The organism is Desulfonatronospira sp. MSAO_Bac3 (assembly GCF_003838035.1).
In the GTDB taxonomy this organism is placed as follows: Bacteria; Desulfobacterota; Desulfovibrionia; order Desulfovibrionales; family Desulfonatronovibrionaceae; genus Desulfonatronospira; species Desulfonatronospira thiodismutans.
The window spans coordinates 1-4433 of sequence record NZ_QYZY01000363.1 but is presented as its reverse complement, the minus strand read 5'-3'; the positions used below and the strand labels follow the sequence as shown (position 1 = coordinate 4433).

Sequence of the window (4433 nt, the reverse complement as noted above, 5' to 3'; positions counted from 1 at the left end):
TGCGCCTGACCCGGGGAATATGCGGCATATGCGAAAAGATCTGCCCCGCCGGGGCCATTGATTTCAACGAACCGGAAAAGACACTGGTACTACAGGCAGGTTCTGTGATCATGGCCACCGGGATGAATATGCAAAAAAGTCAAGACCTGCATGACCTCTACAGCTACAAATCCTGCCCAGATGTAATAACCAGCCTGGAATATGAACGTCTGACCTCGATTACGGGACCGGGCCATGGCATACTTAAAAGGCCGTCGGACAACACCCGGCCTGCAAAGACAGCCTGGATCCAGTGCGTGCTTTCCAGGAGCCTGAAGCATCCCGCCCACAGGACCTGCTCCAGCATTTGCTGTATGCACGCAGTTAAACAGGCATCCAGCATGGGCCGGCATATCGGGGAAAAAATCCCGGACACAACTGTTTTTTACAACGAGATAAGATTTTGCGGAAAAGGGCAGGAAAAACTGCTGGACAGGGGCAGAGCAATGGGGGTGCGCTTTATTTGCAGCCAGCCCCACAGTATACTGCCCGGCAAGGATGGAAAAGGAGTCCGGATTACTTATGTCCATGACGACTCGAAGCTGATAACCAAATTCTTTGACCTGGCAGTGCTTTCCGTGGGCATGCATGCGGGGCGGGACAGCCTGCAGCAGGTCCTGGCCCCGGGCATAACCATCAGTGGCAATGACAGCATTGGCCCCATCTCCAGTACCACCCCCTTTGAAAGCAGCAGAAAAGGGGTATACCTGGCCGGCAGCCTGGCCTCCCCAGGAGACATACGCCACAGCATAACCCACGGCTCCGGGGCAGCAGTTGCAGCCACCGAAAGACTCACTCGCTCCAGGTTTACTCTGACCTGCAAAAAAGAATGGCCCCCTGAAAAAGACGTCTCTATGCAGCAGCCCAGAATCGGGGTCTTTATCTGTGCCTGCGGCGGCAACATTTCCGACATCATCGACATCAATGCCCTTAAAGAATTCGCCTCCGGGCTCAAGGGAGTGGTCCTGGCTGAAACCAATAAGTTTACCTGCCCCCAGTTCATCCAGGACATCATCTCCAGCCGGATAATCCAGGAAAATCTCAACAGGGTGGTGGTTGCAGCCTGCACCCCTGTAACCCATCAGTCCCTGTACCAGGATACCCTGAAAAAAGCCGGGCTGAACCCCAACCTGCTGGAAATGGCCAATATCCGCAACCAGAACAGCTGGATGCACCAGTACAATCCTGCCCTGGCCACAGCCAAGGCCAGGCTCCAGGTAAGCTCCGCCGTAGCCAAGGCGGTAATCAAGAAGATCCTGAAAGTCAGGTTCAGAAAAATCATCCCCAGAGCCCTGGTGGTGGGTGGGGGACTGACAGGAATGACCACGGCCCTTTCCCTTGCAGACCAGGGGACTCAATGTTTCCTGGTGGAAAGAAGCGCAGGGCTTGGAGGCCATGCCCGGGACACAACCCCTGTCTGTGCTGCAGAGAACACCAGAAACCTGGTTGAGGAGACTATTGCCAGGGTGCAGCAGCACCCGCTGATAATCACGTTTTTCAACTCCCGGGTTGTTTCCTGCAAAGGCTCCACAGGCAATTTTATCAGCAACATCCAGAGCATGCGCAAAAACGGCATCAGGGTTACAGAGACAATCCGGTACGGTGCAGCTGTTCTGTGTACCGGAGCCATGGAAGCAAAACCCCTGGAATACCTGTATGCAAAGGCAGAAGAGGTCTTTACCCAGGATGAATTCTGCAGTCTTTTGCAAACCGGGGAAGATACATTCAAAAAGGCTGCATCCGTGGTGTTTATCCAGTGTGTGGGCTCCCGGGAAACAAACCGCCCCTATTGCAGCCGGACCTGCTGCACACGCACTCTCAAAACCGCCCTTAAACTGAAGGAAATCAACCCGGGAATTCAGATTTACGTTATAAACAGACAGATAAATACATGCGGGGAAAAGGAGCTTTTGTATGAACAGGCCCGCCGGGAAGGCGTGATTTTTATAAAATACACCAGGGACAACAGTCCCCTGGTTCAGCAGACACCGCAAGGCCTGAACATAAAGATACTGGACCACGTCCTGAAAAAACCTGTTGGAATCAAAACCAGGCACCTGGTCCTGGCAACCGGAATAGTGCCTGATCCGGAAACAACAAGGCTCGCCGCAATCTTTAACTGCTCCCTTGATTCGGACCTTTTCCTGCAGGACAGGCACTATTTTCTGCATCCATGCTCCCTGGACAGAGAAGGAATATTTGCCGCCGGGCTCTGCCTGCAACCCGGCCCCATGGAAGAAAGCCTGGTCCAGTCCAGGGCTGCGGTGTCCGGAGTAAGAAATATACTTTTCAAAAAACAGCTGCCCCTTGAGTCCTGCAGTGCTTACCTCACTGCCGGATGCGACGGTTGCGGCATATGCATCGACAAGTGTCCATATGCGGCCATAAAGTATTCGGTCTGTTCAGTAGAAAAGCCCGGACCAGGCCCGGGGATATGGATAGATGAAGAATTATGCGAGGGATGTGGAGCCTGCGTCTCAGCATGCCCCGGAAACGGTGTGGCAATAGATGAGTCCAAGATGGACAGGATCAGGTCGCAGGTTTTGTCCATGCTGCACATCTGCAAAAACGAACCTTCCAGCAAAATACCCCTGGTAATCGCGTTCTGCTGCAGCAGGGGGCCTTACATGGCAGCGGACACGGCAGGTGCCCTGAAGCAGCAGAGCAGCCCCTGCGTGATCATAATCAAAGTGAACTGCATCGGAGACTTAAGCCGGGAGATTATCCTGGAAAGCCTGCAGCAGGGAATCGACGGGATCATGATCCTTGGCTGTCCCCCCGGCGAATGCAGGTACAGGCACGGGGAAATGCATATAGTCAACCAGACGGGGAATATCCGGGCTTATCTAAAGCACAACAGAATAAACCCTGACAGGCTCATGCTCGGCTGGCTATCCTCGGTGGAGGGTACCAGGATAGCCGGAATCATGAACACCTTTGCCAGACGTATCAGGAGAATGAAAGTATCTGCCGGGAAAAAGGCCAGAACCAGTTGGTGCTAAGGCATATCGGAATAAGTATAGCTCAACCCCAGGGCTTCTTTAAGGATATCCAGGAGCTCATCCGGCTTGAAAGGTTTGCCCAGGTAATAATCCACACCCTGGGCCAGGATATCATTTATATGTTCATGCGCTACACTGGCTGTAACCGCTACAATGCACACCTTCTCCCCGCCCTGCATCAGGCGGATGCGCCTGGTGGTTTCGTAGCCGTCCATAACTGGCATGCGCATATCCATTAAGACCGCATGAGGCAGCCAGTGCTCAAACACCTGCAGAGCCTCTGCACCCTCTGCCGCCTCCCGGACCTGGAAACCCAGGGGCTTCAACAGGGCCAGCAGCATGGACCTGTTGTCCTGCTTGTCATCAACCACCAGCACACGCACAGGAGAGCTGCCCTGGGCCAGTCCGGAAACCATGCGCAGCGGCACCTCCTGGACATCCCGGCATGGCCTGCAAGCGGGCAGCAGCGGTACGTGCAGGCAGAAACAACTGCCCCCGCCTTGACGGTTTTCATACCAGAGATCCCCGCCCATAATCCGGGAATACCTGAGGCTGATGGCCAGCCCCAGTCCGGTACCGCCTTCCTGGGTTCCGGCAACGGTCTGGTAAAATGGTTCAAAGAGATTTTCCTGTTCATCTGAAGATATGCCCGGGCCGGTATCTTCCACCCGGAATTCCAGTTTGAAAACATCCGGACTGTCATCTGCAGCGCTTCGGGCCTGTATGTTTTTGATACTGCACTTTACCCAGCCCCTGGAAGTAAATTTTAAAGCATTGTCCAGGAGGTTTATGAGTATCTGGCGCAGCATGCCCTGGTCCCCGTGAACATACCGGGGGATGTAACCGGCACGTTCAAAAGAAAGTTCAAGACCCCTGGAGTCCGCCCGGGAAAGAAGCATGCCCATGAGCTGTTCAAAAAAGTGATGCAGGTCAAAATCCTCTGCATGCTGCCGCACCTGCCCGGCCTCGATACTGGACATATCCAGGATATCGTTCAGGATCCGCAACAGGCTGTCCGCATTGCGGGAAATTGTCTGTACCTGGCGCAAATGCTGCCTGGAAAGACTGAAATCCCTTTCCATGATCCGGGCAAAGCCCATGATTATATTCATGGGAGTACGTATCTCGTGGCTCATGTTGGCCAGAAAGGTACTTTTGGCCTGACTGGCCGCCTCCGCAGCCTCCTTGGCCTTCTGCAGAGCTCTTCTTACCTCTTCCAGTTCGGATATATCCACAGCAACCCCGAGAGCGGACAGCCTGTCCTCTATTTCCAGGGGGTAGACAGTAAACAGAGCTGGAAATATCTGCCTATTTTTGCGCTGCATAAACATGCTGCCTCTCCACACCCTGCCCTGCCTGATGCTGGTATATATCTCCGGAAACTTTTCCAGA

At 53.9% G+C, this 4433-nt stretch carries 2 protein-coding genes; one reads left to right on the top strand and one right to left on the bottom strand.

The window, feature by feature from the left end; all coding sequences use genetic code 11:
* Window positions 1-3041 (top strand): hydrogenase iron-sulfur subunit (locus D5S03_RS12770; protein ID WP_287044300.1); only part of this gene is annotated, 3041 nt, incomplete at its 5' end.
* On the opposite strand, the gene D5S03_RS12765 is transcribed toward D5S03_RS12770, so the two are convergent.
* Window positions 3038-4433: ATP-binding protein (locus D5S03_RS12765; protein ID WP_287044298.1), on the bottom strand; the 1396-nt coding region annotated here is incomplete at its 5' end. The two genes, D5S03_RS12770 and D5S03_RS12765, sit on opposite strands and share 4 nt — an antisense overlap.